The 14,936-nt window shown below is 62.3% G+C and carries 12 protein-coding genes; 3 read left to right on the top strand and 9 right to left on the bottom strand.

The features are described from left to right. Positions 1 to 66: 66 nt before the first annotated feature. The gene (locus tag QWI18_RS04825) at positions 67 to 813 is read right to left on the bottom strand and encodes an NRDE family protein (protein ID WP_369318308.1); all 747 of its coding nucleotides are present in this window, start codon (positions 811 to 813) and stop codon (positions 67 to 69) included. A gap of 266 nt (positions 814 to 1,079) precedes the next feature. On the opposite strand from QWI18_RS04825, the gene lgt reads away from it, so the two are divergent. Further along, entirely contained in the window at positions 1,080 to 1,886 is an 807-nt protein-coding gene (lgt, locus tag QWI18_RS04830; protein ID WP_065986720.1) for a prolipoprotein diacylglyceryl transferase, read from the top strand. Between the two features lie 73 nt (positions 1,887 to 1,959). Next, on the top strand, positions 1,960 to 2,793 hold the full coding sequence (locus QWI18_RS04835; RefSeq protein ID WP_065986719.1) for a thymidylate synthase: 834 nt from the start codon (positions 1,960 to 1,962) through the stop codon (positions 2,791 to 2,793). A 474-nt stretch (positions 2,794 to 3,267) separates the two neighbouring features. Here QWI18_RS04835 and cadR read toward each other — a convergent pair whose 3' ends face one another. Further along, the gene (cadR, locus tag QWI18_RS04840; RefSeq protein ID WP_192130852.1) at positions 3,268 to 3,726 is read right to left on the bottom strand and encodes a Cd(II)/Pb(II)-responsive transcriptional regulator; all 459 of its coding nucleotides are present in this window, start codon (positions 3,724 to 3,726) and stop codon (positions 3,268 to 3,270) included. 83 nt (positions 3,727 to 3,809) lie between these two features. Here cadR and QWI18_RS04845 point away from each other — a divergent pair, with 83 nt between their 5' ends. After that, a complete protein-coding gene (locus tag QWI18_RS04845) occupies positions 3,810 to 6,155 on the top strand; it encodes a heavy metal translocating P-type ATPase (RefSeq protein WP_369318309.1) in 2,346 nt (781 codons plus the stop codon). A 120-nt stretch (positions 6,156 to 6,275) separates the two neighbouring features. Here the strand turns inward: QWI18_RS04845 and hutG are convergent, their stop codons facing one another. The 7 genes from hutG to QWI18_RS04880 form a co-directional block, all read right to left on the bottom strand. Beyond that, positions 6,276 to 7,079: an N-formylglutamate deformylase gene (gene hutG, locus QWI18_RS04850; RefSeq protein WP_369318310.1), complete on the bottom strand. Its 804-nt coding sequence runs from the start codon at positions 7,077 to 7,079 to the stop codon at positions 6,276 to 6,278. 13 nt (positions 7,080 to 7,092) lie between these two features. Continuing rightward, positions 7,093 to 8,298 carry an imidazolonepropionase gene (gene hutI, locus QWI18_RS04855; protein ID WP_369318311.1) on the bottom strand — a complete coding sequence of 402 codons (1,206 nt, stop codon included), beginning with the start codon at positions 8,296 to 8,298 and terminating at the stop codon, positions 7,093 to 7,095. 27 nt (positions 8,299 to 8,325) lie between these two features. Then, positions 8,326 to 9,720, bottom strand: coding sequence for an amino acid permease (locus QWI18_RS04860; RefSeq protein WP_369318312.1), 1,395 nt, complete (start codon positions 9,718 to 9,720; stop codon positions 8,326 to 8,328). A gap of 184 nt (positions 9,721 to 9,904) precedes the next feature. After that, entirely contained in the window at positions 9,905 to 11,428 is a 1,524-nt protein-coding gene (hutH, locus tag QWI18_RS04865) for a histidine ammonia-lyase (protein ID WP_369318360.1), read from the bottom strand. 23 nt (positions 11,429 to 11,451) lie between these two features. Continuing rightward, the gene (gene hutH, locus QWI18_RS04870; protein ID WP_369318313.1) at positions 11,452 to 13,101 is read right to left on the bottom strand and encodes a histidine ammonia-lyase; all 1,650 of its coding nucleotides are present in this window, start codon (positions 13,099 to 13,101) and stop codon (positions 11,452 to 11,454) included. Between the two features lie 13 nt (positions 13,102 to 13,114). Further along, positions 13,115 to 13,999 (bottom strand): glycine betaine/L-proline ABC transporter ATP-binding protein, encoded by an 885-nt coding sequence (locus QWI18_RS04875; RefSeq protein WP_065986706.1) that lies wholly within the window; start codon positions 13,997 to 13,999, stop codon positions 13,115 to 13,117. Next, positions 13,996 to 14,847, bottom strand: a complete 852-nt coding sequence (locus tag QWI18_RS04880) for a proline/glycine betaine ABC transporter permease (RefSeq protein ID WP_192130864.1) — start codon at positions 14,845 to 14,847, stop codon at positions 13,996 to 13,998. Before QWI18_RS04880 ends, QWI18_RS04875 begins: the two co-directional genes overlap by 4 nt. Positions 14,848 to 14,936: the final 89 nt, after the last annotated feature.

A 14,936-nucleotide genomic window follows, 5' to 3' on the forward strand; every position in this document is an offset into this window, starting at 1 on the left:
CCCGCCGCACCAGCCGGCGCGCAGCAAATTTATTGTAGGACCGGCTTTAGCCGGGAAGAGGTGGAGTCAAATCTGCAGGTCCACCTCACCCAATCTCCCGCCATACGGCCCAAAGCTACGCTCGATCAGCCGCCGGCTGCCATCCGCATTCACCCGCAACACCGTGCTCGCCCGCGTGCCGTAATTGGGGCTGGCGATGAACACGCTCGATAGCAATTTCTCCGTCGCAAGCCCAACGCCGGTGCTTGGCAGTTCAGCGTCCGGCGCAGGCGCGTGATCGCTGAGAAAGCCAAATAACGCGTCGGGGTCAGGATTGTTCAGCTGTTCGGACAGCGCGGCTTTGGCTTTCACCAGCTTAGGCCACGGCGTGTCGAGCCCGGCGTTGGACACACCGTAAACGCCTGCTTCCAAGCAGCGGGGTGTCGAATCGTTGCCGTTGAGGAAGTGCAACTGCTGACGATCACCCACCAGCAGATTGAACCCGCCGTATTCCGTTGATCTCGCTGCGATCTCACTCAGGTACTCATCTATGGACACATCGCTGGTCAAAAAACGAGCAACCAATTCGCCCCGCGAACGACGGCCAGGCGGCTTGCCCGGCTCGCGGATGTTGGTAAGCGCTGCGAATCGTCCGCCAGCGTTGATACCCAGCCACGTTCCACCCGCTTCTAGATCGCGCCCGGCATACACCTGCGGCGCGTCTTCCCACTGGGCCAGCGGCAGAGTAGGACGGGCGTAGAACTCGTCACGATTGGCCGCCAGAATCAGCGGCTGAGCGTGCGTCGGCCGCCAGGCGAAGACGATAAGACACATGGATGACTCCTTTTTGCGCCACTTTACCCACCCCGCACGCCGACATCCATCGCACGCTGCTAGAGCGGATCGGCGCGGTCCGGTAACATGCCGCACTGTTTTTGAGAGATGTCCGTGCTAGTGAGAGCGGCATCGTCGGCGTGCGAGGCTTTCATCGCGGTCGCTCTTACACCAGATTTCATCATTATTGGGTGGCACGACCTGCTGCCGCCGCCGCATAGTTCTGCTTCGTCGCTCAATGAGCGCTTCTATTTCAAGGAGTCGCAATGCTGCCTTACCCGCAGATTGACCCGGTAGCCGTGGCCATCGGTCCGCTGCAAATCCATTGGTACGGCCTGATGTATCTGGTCGGTATCGGCAGTGCCTGGTACCTGGCATCCCGTCGCTTGAATCGCTTTGACCCGACGTGGACCAAAGAAAAGCTCTCGGACATGATTTTCTGGGTCGCCATGGGCGTCATCGTCGGTGGACGGCTGGGCTACGTACTGTTCTACGATCTGCCCAACTACATCGCCAACCCGTTGCTGATCTTTGAAGTGTGGAAGGGCGGTATGGCGTTCCACGGCGGCTTCATCGGCGTGATGATCGCGACGTACTGGTTCGGCAAGCGCAACGGCAAGTCGTTCTTTCAGCTCATGGACTTCATCGCGCCCATGGTGCCGATTGGTCTGGGTGCCGGGCGCATTGGCAACTTCATCAACGCCGAACTGTGGGGCAAGCCGACTGATCTGCCCTGGGCCATGGTGTTCCCCACCGACCCTGCGCAGCTGCCGCGCCACCCATCACAGCTCTACCAGTTCGCGCTGGAAGGCGTGGCACTGTTCGTCATTCTCTATTTCTTCTCCCGCAAGCCGCGTCCGACCATGGCTGTTTCCGGGATGTTCGCGCTGTTCTACGGCATCTTCCGCTTCGTGGTGGAGTTCGTCCGCGTGCCGGATGCCCAGCTCGGTTATCTGGCCTGGGGCTGGGTCACCATGGGGCAGATCCTCAGCCTGCCGATGATCATCGGCGGCCTGGTGCTGATCTGGCTTGCTTACCACCGCGCGCCCGCTGCCAACAACGCTGCGGTGTGACGCGCCGGGTACATCTGCTGAACGCCGGACCTTGTGGGTTCGGCGGATTCACCGAAACAGAGGGCCTCTGGTCATGAAGCAATACCTTGAACTGCTGCAGGACGTCATCAACAACGGCACCCGCAAGGGCGACCGCACCGGGACCGGCACCACGGCCGTGTTCGGTCGGCAGATTCGCCACAACCTGGCCGATGGCTTCCCGCTGCTGACCACCAAAAAGCTGCACTTCAAAAGCATCGCCAACGAGCTGATCTGGATGCTCAGCGGGAACACCAACACCAAATGGCTCAACGAAAACGGCGTGACCATCTGGGACGAGTGGGCCACTGAAGACGGCGATCTGGGCCCGGTGTACGGCGCGCAGTGGACTGGCTGGCCGACCAAGGACGGCGGCAAGATCAACCAGATCGACTACATGGTCGACTGCCTGAAGAACAACCCGAACAGCCGCCGCATTCTGTTTCACGGCTGGAATACCGAATACCTGCCAGACGAGAAGCTGTCGCCGCAGGAGAACGTCAAGGCCGGGCGCCAAGCGCTTGCGGTGTGCCATTTGCTGTACCAGGCCTTCGTGGCCGACGGCAAGCTGTCGATGCAGTTGTACATCCGCAGTTCCGACGTCTTCCTCGGCCTGCCGTACAACATCGCCGCGCTGGCGCTGCTGACCCATATGCTGGCTCAGCAATGCGACCTGATCCCCCACGAGATCATCGTCAGCCTGGGCGACACTCACGCTTACTCCAACCACGAGGAGCAGATCGCGACGCAGCTCACCCGCACCCCGCGACAGCTGCCGCAGCTGAGCATCAAGCGTCGCCCTGAAAGCATCTATGACTATCGATTCGAAGATTTCGAGATCGTGGGTTATAACGCGGATCCGAGCATCAAGGCGCCAGTGGCTGTTTAAGCGCTGATCCGAAGCCATTCGCTAGACCTGCAGGAGCGCGCTTGCCCGCGATTGCGATTTGCCTGCGCCTCGACATTGCCTGACACACTGCGTTCGCGGGCAAGCGCGCTCCTACGCCCATCCTGACAGTGGGACCGGCTTTAGCCGGGAAGGCGTCGTATGCCACACCGCGAAAGTGACGGTGTGCAGACTGGCCTCTTCCCGGCTAAAGCCGGTCCTACTAAAGCATTCGCGTGCATTCAATAGGACTGGCTGGAACGCCGACTTGTAGGACCGGCTTTAGCCGGGAATGCGTCAGGTGCCTCACCGCAAAAGTGATGGTGCTCAGACGGGCCTCTTCCCGGCTAAAGCCGGTCCTACTAAATCATTCGCGTGCATTCAATGGTCTGGTTGGCGCCCTGACTTGTGGGACCGCGTATCCATCGTAGGACCGGCTTTAGCCGGGAAGGCGTCGTATGCCATACCACAAGCCGTTCAATGCCCGTGGCTGCGCCCTACGTGAGAGTGTTCGACATCGGCAGCCACGACACTCCCGCTGATTTCCAGTCGATCCAGAATCCCGCAGTGATCCGGCGCGCCTTCGCTGCAGCGTTGGCGCAGGTCGACCAGTTGCTCCTGCAACGCTTGCAGGCTCGCGACGCGGGCGTTCACGTGCTGGATGTGTTCGTCGATCAGCGCGTTGACGTTCTCGCACTGGTCTCGCGGACTGTCGCGCAACGCCAGCAGGCTGCGGATCTCGTCGAGCGTCATGTCCAGGCTGCGGCAGTTGCGGATGAAGGTCAGGCGCTCGACGTGCTCTTGGGTGTACAGCCGATAGTTGCCCTCGCTGCGTGCAGGCTCACTGAGCAGTCCTTCGCGCTCGTAATAGCGGATGGTTTCCACCGGGCAGTCCGTCATTTTCGCCAGTTCGCCGATTTTAAATGAAGGATTCATGCGCAAGACCTCAATAGGACGCTTGACCCTATAGTGGCTACAGGGTGTTCACTTGGCAACACGCACATTTAGAGACTCAATCCATGAGTGACTCTGTACACAAATCTTCCTCGCACAAACCCGCTCACGACGCGCCCCAACATGCCGAGCACGAGCACGAGCACGCTGCCCATGATCATTCCGGCCATGACCACGCCGATCACGATCACGCCGGTCATGACCACGGCCATGCCAAACTCACGCCCGTGCACAAACACGACCACGCTGCCCACGCGTGCTGCTCCCATGACAGCGCACCGTCCGTCGTGACCATCGATGGCGCATCAGACGCTGAAGGTCAGCTCAGCAGCTTCCGCATCGAAGCCATGGACTGCCCCACCGAGCAGACGCTTATCCAGAACAAGCTCGGCAAGATGAAGGGTATTCAGAAGCTTGAATTCAATCTGATGAACCGGGTGCTGGGCGTGTGGCATGAGCTGCCGTCCACCGATCCCATCCGCGAAGCCATTGGCGCGCTGGGCATGCAGGCGGACTTGATCGAGGAGGGCGCCGACAAGGAAACCGCGTCGCTGCCGCCCGCCAACAAACCGTGGTGGCCGCTGGCGTTGTCGGGTGTCGCTGCGTTGACGGCGGAAGTCATCCATTTCACCAACGCCGCACCCACCTGGGTGGTCGCCATCGTCGCGCTGATCGCCATTTTCAGCGGCGGCTTGACCACGTACAAAAAGGGCTGGATCGCCCTGAAAAACTTCAACCTGAATATAAACGCGCTGATGAGCATTGCCGTTACCGGTGCAGTGCTGATCGGGCAATGGCCGGAAGCGGCGATGGTGATGTTTCTGTTCACCGTCGCCGAGCTGATTGAAGCCAAGTCGCTGGACCGTGCCCGCAACGCAATCGGCGGCCTGATGCAGCTGACGCCGGAAACCGCCACCGTGCAGCAGAACGGCGAGTGGCTTGAGCTTGAGGTCAAGGATATTGCGTTGGGCAGCGTCGTCCGGGTCAAACCGGGCGAGCGCATCGGGCTGGACGGTGAAGTGGTTGCCGGCCAGTCGAGTATCGATCAGGCGCCGATCACCGGTGAAAGCCTGCCGGTCGAGAAAACCGTGGGCGACAAGGTCTTTGCCGGCACGATCAATCAGGCCGGTTCGCTGGAATACAAAGTGACCGCCGCCGCCAACAACTCGACGCTGGCGCGGATCATCCACGCCGTCGAGGCGGCCCAGGGTGCGCGTGCGCCGACTCAGCGTTTCGTTGACAGCTTTTCCAAAATCTACACGCCCGCCGTGTTCGCGCTGGCGCTGGCGATTGCGATCATCCCGCCGCTGTTCATGGGGGCGGTGTGGTTTGACTGGATCTACCGCGCGCTCGTGTTGCTGGTGGTGGCGTGCCCGTGTGCGCTGGTGATTTCCACGCCAGTGACGATCGTCAGTGGTCTGGCGGCAGCGGCGCGCAAAGGCATTCTGATCAAGGGCGGCGTGTACCTGGAGATGGGGCACAAGCTCGATTATCTGGCCCTCGACAAGACCGGCACCATCACCCACGGCAAGCCGGTGCAGACCGATTACGTGTTGCTCGATGCGTCATTGGGCGAACAGGCGCTGGCGATCTCGGCGAGTCTGGCGGGCCGCTCGGATCACCCCGTTTCTCAAGCCATTGCCAAGGCGGCGCAGGAAGGCGCTCGGTTGCCGGTTGAAGCGTTCGAGGCGCTCGCAGGGCTTGGCGTGAAGGGCGAAGTGCAAGGGCGTTTGTACCATTTGGGCAACCACCGTCTGGTGCATGACGCCGGGTATTGCTCGCCGGAGCTGGAAGCGCAACTTGAAGCGCTGGAAAGCCAGGGAAAAACCGTGGTGCTGCTGTTCGATGCCTCCGGCCCGTTGGCGTTGTTTGCGGTGGCCGACACGGTCAAGGACAGCAGCCGCGAGGCCATTGAGCAGCTGCATGCGCTGGGCGTGAAGACGATGATGCTGACGGGTGACAACCCGCACACGGCCAAGGCCATCGCCGCTCAGGTGGGCATCGATCAGGCCCAGGGCAATCTGATGCCGACCGACAAGCTGCAAGCCATCGAAGCCCTGTATGCGCAGAACCATCGCGTGGGCATGGTCGGCGACGGCATCAACGATGCGCCGGCGCTGGCCCGGGCGGAGATCGGTTTCGCCATGGCGGCGGCTGGCACGGACACCGCCATCGAAACCGCCGACGTGGCGCTGATGGATGATGATCTGCGCAAGATCCCGACCTTCATTCGCCTGTCGCGGGACACGGCGGCGGTGCTCAAGCAGAACATCGCGCTGGCGTTGGTGATCAAGCTGATCTTTCTGGCGGTGACCTTCGCCGGCATGGCGACCATGTGGATGGCGGTGTTCGCCGACATGGGCGTGAGTCTGTTGGTGGTGGCCAACGGGTTGCGGTTGTTGAAGAAGTAACGCTGATGACCAGGAATTGATGGCGCTCAGACTTGCCTCTTCCCGGCTGAAGCCGGTCCTACTAACGCCACGCGTACATTGATGATGGTGCCCATGCTCTGCGTGGGCACCATCATCCGGTTACTTCCCGTACTTCTCCCGTCCCCAGGCGATCATTTCTTCCAGCAAGCCTTTCAACACCGCCTGCGTTGGCTCGGCCAGATCGGGGCGGTAGTGGAAGGGCACGAACTCGTCCATGTAGGTGCTCTGCGCCAGTTCCAGTTGCACCGCGTGGATATGGTTGGCCGGATCGCCGTAGTGGCGGGTGATATGGCCGCCCTTGAAGCGCCCATTCAGCACATGGCTGTAAAGCTTCGCGGCAGCGCATGCGGTGTCCAGACGCTGGGCCAGCGCTTCATCACAGCTCGCGCCGTTGAACGTGCCCAGGTTGAAGTCGGGCAGTCGACCATCGAACAAGTGCGGGATGTGCCCACGAATGGAATGCGCATCGAACAGCAGTGCGTAGCCGAACTCGGCGCGCAGGCGTTCGAGCTCGCTGCGCAGCGTGTCGTGATACGGCGTCCAGATATTCTCCAGATAGCTCGCGCGTTCCTCCTTACTCGGCGCCAAACCCTCCCTGAACAGCGGATCCCCCTCGAACAGCGTCGAGGGGAACAACCCGGTGGTCGCGCCGGCGTACAGCGGCGTGTCGTCGGACGGGCGATTGAGGTCGATGACGAAGCGCGAATATTCCGCCGACAGCACGCTGGCCCCCAGATCAGACGCAAAGTCGTACAGGCGCGGAATATGCCAGTCGGTGTCCGGCAGGCTCACGGCCTCGTCCACCAGACCGTCACGCACAACGGGCGTCAGGTGCAGCCCCGGGTGCGGCATGCTGATCAGCAGCGGTACGCGACCGCGAGTGAAACTCAGAACCTTGTCCACAGTATTCCCCTGATTAGAGAGTGCGTTCCACGCCATGACGCACGACGCGTTTGTCCAGATCGCCGCCCAGCCAGTAGGCGAGGTCGGCAGGCCGTTCGATGTGCCAGGCGACGAAATCCGCCTTCTTGCCCACCTCCAGCGAACCATGGGTCCCCGCCATGCCCAGCGCTTGAGCGGCGTGGATGGTTGCGCCGGCCAGGGCTTCTTCCGGGGTCATGCGGAACAGCGTGCAGGCCATGTTGAGCATCAGCCGCAGCGACAGGCCCGGCGACGTGCCCGGATTGAGGTCGGTGGAAATGGCGATCTTCACCCCGTGTTTGCGCAGGGCATCCATTGGCGGCAACTGAGTTTCGCGCAGGAAGTAGAACGCCCCCGGCAGCAAGACGGCGACCGTGCCTGAGGCTGCCATCGCAATGGCGTCTTCTTCGGTCATGAATTCCAGATGGTCAGCCGACAGCGCCTGATAACGCGCCGCCAGACTCGAGCCATGCAGCGAGGACAACTGCTCGGCATGCAGCTTGACCGGCAGGCCCAATTGGCCCGCGGTGATGAACACCTGTTCGACCTGTGCCGGCGAGAAGGCGAGGTATTCGCAGAACGCATCGACGGCATCCACCAGATTTTCCGCCGCCAGCGCCGGCAGCATCTCGCTGCAGATGTGGGCGATGTAGTCATCGGCGCGGTCTTTGTATTCGGGGGGCAGGGCATGGGCGGCGAGGCAGGTGCTGCGCACGGTGACCGGCAGGTTTTCGCCCAGTTGGCGAATGACCCGCAGGATTTTGCGTTCGCTGGCGAGGTCCAGGCCGTAGCCGGATTTCATCTCGATCGTGGTCACGCCATCCCTGAGCAGATGAAGCAGACGACGTTCGGCGCTGGCGTAGAGTTCTTCTTCACTGGCGGCCCGGGTAGCGCGCACGGTGCTGGCGATGCCGCCACCCGCTGCGGCGATCTCGGCGTAGCTCACGCCCTGCAAACGCTGCTCGAATTCACCGCTGCGGTTACCGCCGAACACCGTGTGGGTATGGCAATCGATCAGGCCGGGCGTCACCCACGCGCCGTTCAGGTCGACGCGCTTGACGTCGCCCGGGTCCGGCAGGTCTCGGAGAGGACCGATCCAGACGAGCTGCGCTGCATCGGTCACGATGGCGGCGTCCTCGATGATCGAGTACGTGCCGTTCGCCATGGTTGCTGCGTGACAGTGGTGCCAGAGCGTTTTCATCGATGCCTCCAAGAGTTCGGCAATTCATCAGCTGTTTGGGGTGGCCTTTATCAGGTCCTGCTTCGGCTTGACCCATACCCAGTACGCAACCACCAGCAACCCGATCCACACCGCCCCCACCGCCAGCGCGGCCTGGCTGTCCGGGAAATAACCCAGCACGCCAAACACAAACACCATGAACAAGGTGGCAACAATCGGCGCGACGGGCCAGAACGGCACCGGGAATTTCAGCTGGGCGACTTCCTCTTCGCTCATCGAGCGGCGCATGGCGATCTGCGTGACCAGAATCATTAGCCACACCCAGACCGTCGCGAAGGTCGCAATCGAGGCGATCAGCAGGAACACGTTTTCCGGAATCAGGTAATTCAGCACAACGCCGCAGAGCAGCGCGACGCCCATCACCAGCACCGTCATCCACGGCACGCCCTGAGCAGACAGCTGAGCAAAACCCTTGGGCGCCTGACCCTGTATGGCCAAACCGTACATCATGCGTCCGGCACCGAAAATGTCGCTGTTGATCGCCGAAACGGCTGCGGTGATCACCACGATGTTGAGGACGGTGGCCGCGGATGAAATCCCCAGGTGATCGAAGATCTGGACGAACGGGCTGCCCTGGCTGCCGATCTGCTGCCACGGGTACAGCGACATCAGGACGAACAGCGTGAGCACGTAAAACAGCAGAATCCGCAGCGGCACCGCGTTGATTGCCCGGGGGATCACGCGCTCCGGGTTGCGTGCTTCACCGGCGGTGATGCCGATGATTTCGATGCCGCCGAAGGCAAACATCACCACCGCCAGCGAGGCCACGAGGCCGCCGATGCCGTTGGGCATGAAGCCGCCGTAGGCCCACAGATTGCTCACGCTGCTGACGCCGCCGCCCGACACCGAACCGATGCCGAACAGCATGATGCCGAAGCCCGCGAGGATCATCGCGATGATCGCGCCGACCTTGAGCAGCGACAGCCAAAACTCCGTTTCACCGAACACCTTGACGCTGCACAGGTTCAGCGCGCCGATCAGAAAGACGATGCCGAGCACCCAGATCCAGCGGGGCACCTCGGGAAACCAGAAGCCCATGTAGATGCCGAACGCGGTGACATCGGCCAGACAGACGATGACCATCTCGAACGCGTAGGTCCAGCCAAGGACAAACCCGGCGAGGGGGCCCAGGTACGTGGTGGCGTACTCGCCGAACGAGCCGGACACCGGGTTGCGCACGGCCATCTCGCCGAGGGCGCGCATGACCATGTAAACGGCAGCGCCGGCGATGATGTACACCAGCAGCACGGCGGGGCCAGCCAGCTTGATCGCCGACGCGGAACCGTAGAACAACCCGGTGCCAATGGCCGAGCCCAGCGCCATGAAGCGTATGTGACGCGCGCTGAGCCCGCGTTTAAGATCTGTAGCGTTTTGCGATGTCATTTCACACGTTCCTAGTCTTACTTTTTGCTGCGAAATGAGCGGCTCTTGTGGGAGTGAGCTTGCTCGCGATTGCGGTGTGTCAGACGGCAAATGCGTTTCTGACTTATTGCATCGCGAGCAAGCTCATTCCTACAGGGGTAATCCCCCACTCATTTCAACGACAGGCCATCCTGGCCTGTCCCGATCAAAAACTCGGCAGCAGGTCAGCAGAAACCAGGTCGCTCAGGCAGTTGGAAGCCAGCAGCTCGATGGCGGCCTCGATATCAGGGGCGAAGAAGCGGTCTTTCTCGTAGAACGGGACTTTGCCGCGCAGCGTGGTGCGGGCGATTTCCAGTTTTTCAGAGGTCTTCAGACCGTTGCGCAAGTCCAGACCCTGACACGCAGCCAGCCATTCTACAGCCAGCACGCCGCGAGTGTTCTCCGCCATTTCCCATAACCGCTTGCCGGCGGCAGGCGCCATCGACACGTGGTCTTCCTGGTTGGCAGACGTGGGCAGGCTGTCGACGCTGTGCGGGTGGGACAGTGCCTTGTTTTCACTCGCCAGCGCTGCAGCCGTGACCTGGGCAATCATGAAACCTGAGTTCACGCCGCCGTTGGCCACCAGGAACGGCGGCAGCTGCGACATGTGCTTGTCCATCATCAGCGAGATGCGGCGTTCGCTCAGTGAGCCGATTTCAGCGATGGCCAGGGCGATGTTGTCGGCAGCCATGGCAACCGGTTCGGCGTGGAAGTTACCGCCGGAAATGACTTCACCTTCGGCTGCGAATACCAGCGGGTTGTCCGACACTGCGTTGGATTCGATCGCCAGCACTTCGGCGGCCTGACGCAGTTGGGTCAGGCAAGCGCCCATGACTTGGGGCTGGCAGCGCAGGGAGTAGGGGTCCTGAACCTTGTCGCAGTCCCGGTGGGAGTCGGAGACCTGACTGCCTTCGCCGAGCAGCTCGCGATAGGCCGCAGCCGAATCGATCTGGCCGCGCTGACCGCGAGCCGCATGAATGCGTGCGTCGAACGGCGCGCGGGAGCCGAGCACGGCTTCAACGGTCAGTGCGCCGCAGCTCAGGGCACCGGCGAACAGGTCTTCGGCTTCGAACAGGCCGCGCAGCGCGTACGCCGTCGACACTTGGGTACCGTTGAGCAGCGCCAGGCCTTCTTTGGCCGCGAGGGTCAGCGGCGTGAGCCCGGCAATCGCCAGAGCTTCCACGGCGTTCAGCCATTCGCCCTTGTGGCGCGCCTTGCCTTCGCCCAGCAGCACCAGCGACATGTGCGCCAATGGCGCGAGGTCGCCGGACGCGCCCACCGAACCCTTGAGCGGGATGTGCGGGTAAACCTCGGCGTTGATCAGGGCGATCAGCGCGTCGATGACCTGACGGCGAATCCCGGAAAAGCCGCGGCTCAGGCTGTTGACCTTGAGCACCATGATCAGGCGCACCAGCTCATCGCTGATCGGCCCGCCAACCCCCGCAGCGTGGGACAGCACCAGCGAACGCTGCAGGTTCTCGAGGTCAGCGCTGGCGATGCGCGTCGAGGCCAGCAGACCGAAACCGGTGTTAATGCCGTACGCGGTGCGATTTTCGGCGAGGATCTGGTCGACGCAGGCCACGCTGTCTTCGATCTGCCGATCGGCGCTGGCGTCGAGGGTCAGCGTGACGGGTCGCTGGTAAATCGCGCGCAGCTGGGCGAGGCTCAACTGGCCAGGGATCAGATTCAGCGGGGTCGCCTGTTGGGTGTCGGTCACGATGCTGCTACTCCTGAATGGGTATCGGTCGTCTGCGCTGAACCGGCTCCTGCCTGTCCCGCGCGGGGGGCGCTTGCGCTGCGACCGTTGTTGTCGGTGTCGGGACTAGCGCCTGCCGCGTAGTCGCGGCAGCGCTGGAATACGGTTTCCAATGACTCTTCGTTCTTCAGCAGCGTCACGCTGCTGGCAATGTCCGGGGCCAGCCAGCGGTCTTCGTCGTAGGCCGGCACGCGTTCGCGCAGCAAACGCCAAGCCGCCTCGGTGCCGACGCCAAAGCGCGGGCCCTTGAAAAACTCGAACGCCTGGGCGGCCAGCAAATACTCGATGGCGAGGATCTGCGTCACGTTCTCCAGCACCTTGTGCAGCTTCAAGGCGGCGCTGGTGCCCATGCTCAGATGATCCTCCTGCAGGCCGGACGTCACGTAGTTATCGATGACCGCCGGTTGTGCCAGCTGGCGGTTTTCCGCGCACAGCGAGGCGGCGACGTATTGGGTGATCATCATCCCGGAATTGACCCCCGGCTGGCTGACCAGAAACGCCGGAAGCCCGCTGACTGTCGGGTTGATCAGCCGGTCCAGCCGCCGCTCGGCAATCGAGCCCAGTTCGGCCATGGCAATCGCCAACAGATCAGCGGCCATCGCCACGGACTGGCCGTGGGGGTTGGCCTGGGAGACCACGCGATACGCGTCGGGCCTGCCCAGCAGCAGCGGGTTGTCGGTGGCAGAGTTGAGCTCGATCTCGATCTGCCGGGTCGCATGGGCCAACTGGTCGCGCGTAGCGCCGTGGACCTGGGGGATAGAGCGGATGCTCAAGGCGTCCTGGGTGCGGATGCCCTGACTGTTGGCAAGCACTTCGCTGCCGGCGAGCAGACCGCGCAGGTTTTTGCCCACCTGTTGCATGCCGGGGTGCGGCTTGAGGGCGATGATGGTTTCGTCGAAGGCGTCGAGTTGCCCACGCAGGCCTTCGAAGGTCATGGCGCTGATGACATCGGCCCACTGCATCAGGCGATTCACGTCGGCAATCGCCAGGCAACTGAGGCCGGTCATGCACGGCGTGCCGTTGACCAGACACAGACCGTCTTTCGCACCCAGTTCCACCGGCGACAGGCCTTCTTCGCTGAGCGCCTGCAACGCCGACATCACTTGCCCGCGATAACTGACCTGACCCACGCCGAGCAGGGCAACGCCGATGTGCGCCATGTGGGTGAGATACCCCACCGACCCCTGGGACGGCACTTGCGGGGTGATGCGTCGATTGAGCAAGGCGAGCAAGGCCTCGACCACTTGGCGGTGAATCCCGGACTTGCCCTGGCTGTAATTGATGATCGCGGCGCAGGTGATCGCGCGGGTCTGCTCGTCGGGCAACGCCGGGCCGACGCCGCAGGCATGGCTGAGCAAGGTGTTGCGCGACAGCCGGCCGAGTTGCTCTCCCGCCAGCGACACATTGCACAGCGCGCCGAGGCCGGTGTTCACGCCATAGGCGCGCTCGCCGCTGGCAACGATGCGCTGCACGATCGCCTGGGCATTGTCGATCCGCGCCCACGCGCCTTCGGACAACGACAGCGTTGCGCCATGGCGGGCAACGGCGGTCACGTCCCGCCAACTGAGCGGGCCTTCGCCAATGATGATCTGTTCTGCTCGCGACATGACCGCAGCGTCCTTAGAGAGTCGCCACGCGCCGTTGCACGAAACGATCAACGTAATCGTCTGCAGGCGAGTAGAGGATTTCTTTCGGTGTCCCGACCTGGATCAGCTGACCGTCCTTGAGAATCGCAATGCGGTTGCCGATGCGCACGGCTTCGTCGAGGTCGTGGGTGATGAAAACGATGGTTTTCTTCAGGTTCGATTGCAGCTCCAGTAACTGATCCTGCATCTCGGCGCGGATCAGCGGATCGAGTGCGCTGAACGCTTCGTCCATCAGGATAATGTCGGTGTCAGCCGCCAGCGCCCGTGCCAGGCCGACGCGCTGACGCATGCCGCCGGAGAGCTGATGGGGGTACTTTTTCTCGTAGCCCTTCAGGCCCACCGTGGTGATCCAGTGCTGCGCGCGCTCGGCGCATTGCGTTTTGCTCTCGCCACGAATGGTCAGGCCGTAGGCGACGTTGTCGATCACGGTCTTGTGCGGCAGCAGGCCGAAGCTCTGGAACACCATGCTGATCTTGTGCCGACGGAAGTTTCGCAACGCTTCCATGTCGTAGGTCAGGATGTTCTCGCCGTCGACCAAAATCTCGCCGCTGGTGGGATCGATCAGGCGGTTGAAGTGGCGCACCAGGGTCGATTTGCCGGAGCCCGACAGGCCCATGATCACAAAGATCTCGCCGCTGGAGATAGACAGCGACAGGTCGTTCACGCCGACCACGCAGCCGGTCTGCGCCAGCACCTGATCCTTGCTCTGGTTGTTCTGAACCATCGCCAGGGCATCCTTGGCGCGGTTGCCGAAGATCTTGTACACGTTCTTGACGACGATTTTGCCGCCCGTATTCTCTGGAACGCCCGTGCTCAGTGGATTGCCCGAGCTCGCTGGATTGATAGTCTCGACGCTCATTTGTTCGCCTCATGCCGTGGACGGCCGTAGGCCTGCGTAATACGGTCGATCACGACCGCCAGAATGACGATGGCCAGGCCCGCTTCCAGGCCGCGTCCGACGTTGAGGGTCTGAATGCCGACCAGCACGTCTTCGCCCAGCCCGCGAGCACCGATCATCGAGGCGATCACCACCATCGACAGCGCCATCATCGTGGTTTGGTTGATCCCGGCCATGATGCTTGGCAGGGCCAGCGGCAGTTGCACGCCGAACAGTTGCTGCCAGCGGTTGGCGCCGAAGGCGTTGATCGCTTCCATGACCTCGCCATCGACCTGACGAATGCCCAGATCGGTCAGGCGAATCAGCGGCGGCGCGGCGTAGATGACCGTGGCGAAGATCGCCGGGACCTTGCCCAGACCGAACAGCATCAGCACCGGAATCAGGTACACGAAGCTGGGCATGGTCTGCATGATGTCCAGCAGCGGCATCAGTATCGAGCGCAGGCGATTGCTGCGCGCCGACAGAATGCCGAGCGGTATGCCGATAATCACCGAGATCAGCGTGGCGACCAGCATCAGCGCCAGGGTCTGCATCAGCTTGTCCCACAGGCCAACGGCACCGACCAGAAACAGCAGGCCGACGATGACCACGGTGGTGGTGATCTTGCGGGTCGCGTGCCAGGCGATCAGGCCGACGATGGCCAGCAGCAGCCACCACGGCGCAACGCGCAGCAGGCCTTCGAGCTTGACGATGGCCCACAGCAGCGTGTCGGAGATGTGCCGGAACACGTCGCCGTAGTTGGTGACCAGCTTGTCGACCCAGTCATTGACCCAGTCGGCGATGGAGAACGTGAAGCTTTCGGGGAACATATCGTTATCTCGATGTTTAGAGTGGCGGCCTGGTTCATGTAGGAGCGTGGCTTGTCCCGCGATCTGTCGCGAAGCGGCAGCAAAATCAA

Origin of the sequence: Pseudomonas sp. W2Oct36 (assembly GCF_041060465.1) — a bacterium.
GTDB lineage: Bacteria > Pseudomonadota > Gammaproteobacteria > Pseudomonadales > Pseudomonadaceae > Aquipseudomonas > Aquipseudomonas graminis_B.

What these genes read in the sequence shown, in the direction of transcription:
- QWI18_RS04825 (WP_369318308.1), bottom strand. Translation starts at nt 813, where the DNA reads ATGTGTCTTATCGTCTTCGCCTGGCGGCCGACGCACGCTCAGCCGCTG.
- lgt (WP_065986720.1), top strand. Translation starts at nt 1,080, where the DNA reads ATGCTGCCTTACCCGCAGATTGACCCGGTAGCCGTGGCCATCGGTCCG.
- QWI18_RS04835 (WP_065986719.1), top strand. Translation starts at nt 1,960, where the DNA reads ATGAAGCAATACCTTGAACTGCTGCAGGACGTCATCAACAACGGCACC.
- cadR (WP_192130852.1), bottom strand. Translation starts at nt 3,726, where the DNA reads ATGAATCCTTCATTTAAAATCGGCGAACTGGCGAAAATGACGGACTGC.
- QWI18_RS04845 (WP_369318309.1), top strand. Translation starts at nt 3,810, where the DNA reads ATGAGTGACTCTGTACACAAATCTTCCTCGCACAAACCCGCTCACGAC.
- hutI (WP_369318311.1), bottom strand. Translation starts at nt 8,298, where the DNA reads ATGAAAACGCTCTGGCACCACTGTCACGCAGCAACCATGGCGAACGGC.
- QWI18_RS04860 (WP_369318312.1), bottom strand. Translation starts at nt 9,720, where the DNA reads ATGACATCGCAAAACGCTACAGATCTTAAACGCGGGCTCAGCGCGCGT.
- hutH (WP_369318313.1), bottom strand. Translation starts at nt 13,101, where the DNA reads ATGTCGCGAGCAGAACAGATCATCATTGGCGAAGGCCCGCTCAGTTGG.
- QWI18_RS04875 (WP_065986706.1), bottom strand. Translation starts at nt 13,999, where the DNA reads ATGAGCGTCGAGACTATCAATCCAGCGAGCTCGGGCAATCCACTGAGC.
- QWI18_RS04880 (WP_192130864.1), bottom strand. Translation starts at nt 14,847, where the DNA reads ATGTTCCCCGAAAGCTTCACGTTCTCCATCGCCGACTGGGTCAATGAC.